General features: G+C 61.6%; 3 protein-coding genes. All 3 read right to left on the reverse strand.

Annotated elements, in window-relative coordinates; genetic code table 11:
* Positions 1–54: 54 nt before the first annotated feature.
* Positions 55–945 carry a tyrosine-type recombinase/integrase gene (locus EOC06_RS29500; RefSeq protein ID WP_128309446.1) on the reverse strand — a complete coding sequence of 297 codons (891 nt, stop codon included), beginning with the start codon at positions 943–945 and terminating at the stop codon, positions 55–57.
* Entirely contained in the window at positions 938–1,888 is a 951-nt protein-coding gene (locus EOC06_RS29505) for a tyrosine-type recombinase/integrase (protein ID WP_128309447.1), read from the reverse strand. The genes EOC06_RS29500 and EOC06_RS29505 overlap by 8 nt, the downstream gene beginning before the upstream one ends.
* A partial coding sequence (locus EOC06_RS40980) for a tyrosine-type recombinase/integrase (protein ID WP_206631281.1) occupies positions 1,885–2,149 on the reverse strand: 265 nt, incomplete at its 5' end. The genes EOC06_RS40980 and EOC06_RS29505, both read right to left, overlap by 4 nt.

The raw sequence follows: 2,149 nt of genomic DNA on the forward strand, positions 1-2,149 counted from the left end.
CTACAGCGCTAGTTGAAGAGCGCGCGGGCGGCCGCCTTTGCTCTTTCCAGCGCTTCAGCTCTTGTCGTCGTTTGTCAGCGGTTTTCGACCATCGTCGACACCGAGCCATGCGCGTATGGTGTTAAGGTCGACACCTGCCTGCAGCAGATGACAGGCGCTTGTGTGACGGATCACATGCGGCGTGATTGCTCTTGCAGCAAGCGTTGGTACGCGCGCCGCGCATCGCTCGACGAGCCGATAGACCCCGAACCGCGTATAGCGCTTTCGATGGCGGCTGATGAAGACGGGGTCACCGTTTGCACGTCCTCGAACGAGTTCGCCAAGCGCCTCTTCCGTGCGTGGCCACAGGGGGCATTGCCGGATTTTGCCGGCCTTGCCGCAAAGGGTGACGAGTGCATGTTTGTCGCGGTGCCGGCCGATCTGGAGATTGTCGACCTGCAGTCTTGTCGCCTCCGAGACCCGCGCCCCCGTGTTGTAGAGGAATAGCAACAAGGCGTGTTCGGCCCGGCCCCGTAGCGTCCGGCGGTCGGGAACCGCGAGCAGGGCCTCCATCTCCTTCCTGGTCATCCACGAGATCGGCTGTGGTGCAGCCTTCTTCGTTGCAATGGAGCGGATCTGCGCACACCAGGCGAGACGGGCGGGATCACGGCTGGCGACGAAGCGGGCGAAGGACCGGATCGCTGTCAGGCGTTGGTTGCGGGTCTGCACCGAACAGCCGCGGTCCTTCTCAAGATGGGCAAGGAAGTGCAGGACGCGGGACGGATGGATATCCTCGACATCCAGGCGGTCCGGCGGTTTGCGGACCTTGGCGCTGATAAATGGCAGCAGCAGCGTGAAGGTGTCGCGATAGCTCTTTTGCGTGTTGAGAGCGAGACAGCGCTCGGTGACGATGTAATCAGCCAGGAAGCGCCGGAGCCAGGGGCCGAGCGTGCGGGGATCACCCATGGTCTCCTCCATTGACGTATCGGTCGAAGCAGACCGACGCTTCGTGTAGGAGCTCCGGCGTCATGGACAGGTAGACACTTGTGTCGTCCAAGTTGGCGTGGCCGAGATATGTCGAGAGCGCCGGCAGCAGCCGTTGCACATCTGCGCCCTGGCGATACCAGGACGTAAGCCGATGCACGGCCGCGGTGTGTCGAAAGGCGTGCAGACATGGGGCGCGCCGGCCGTCATCCTTGCGATCGATTCCGGTGGTCTCGAGCAGCCGTTTCAATGCATGATCGACATTGTGCTTCCTCACCTGTGTTCCATCGCGGTTTGCAAGGAAGGCGGACGCCATCCCTTGTGGCAGCGGACGGTCCGAACGTCGTTCGGCATAAGCCCTAAGCGCGCCGGCGAGTTGCGGAGCGACGGGAACGAGGCGACTATTGTAGAATTTGGTGTCCCGTACGGTCAGTACGGCGTGTGCAAAGTCGACGTCGCTCATGGACAGGTGGAGCGCCTCGCTGGTTCGCAGACCAGCTCCGTATAGGATCAACAGCAGTGTGCGGAAGGTGTCGGCATCGAGCCGAATGGCGCGCTTGCGGCTGATATCGATGGCGCCGAACAGGCGCTCCAGTTCTTCGCGGGAGTAAATGTAAGACGGCGCCGATTGCGGGTCTCTCGGCTCTTCGTCCGCCGCCGGCAGCGGCGACAGGGCGGCATAACCGCGGCTGATCGCATACCGGTAAAATCCGGCGAGAGCAGCGTACTTGTTAGCACGCCAACGGGTGAGAGGACCGGTTCCGGCGAGGAAGCGTCGCACCTCGCTTTCTGTAACAGCATCGCAGCGCAGGTGCTCAGGAACGCTCTTGCAAAATTGGTACAATGTATTTGCGCTGGTAAAAAAACGGGCGCCATGGGCTCGCCGCCACGCTACATAGTGGTCGATCGCGTCACGGAGGATCATAGCAGCCCCTCCAGATCAATCTCCGCAACCTCGCGAAGAACATTGAGCTGCACCTTTGCGTAGATTGAGGTAGCTGCGGTGCTTCGATGGCCGAGAAAGTCGCCGACCGCTTTCATCGACAAACCTTGATCGAGGAGGTGTTGGGCGGCGGCATGGCGCAGCGCATGCGGACCGCGGCGTTTGCCGGTGATTCCAAGACGATCGAGACGAGTACAGACGATCCCTTTTATTACTCCCCGGCTAAGCGGCTTGATCGGGGCC

It is taken from the genome of Mesorhizobium sp. M7A.F.Ca.MR.362.00.0.0 (assembly GCF_004023175.1).
Taxonomy (GTDB): domain Bacteria; phylum Pseudomonadota; class Alphaproteobacteria; order Rhizobiales; family Rhizobiaceae; genus Mesorhizobium.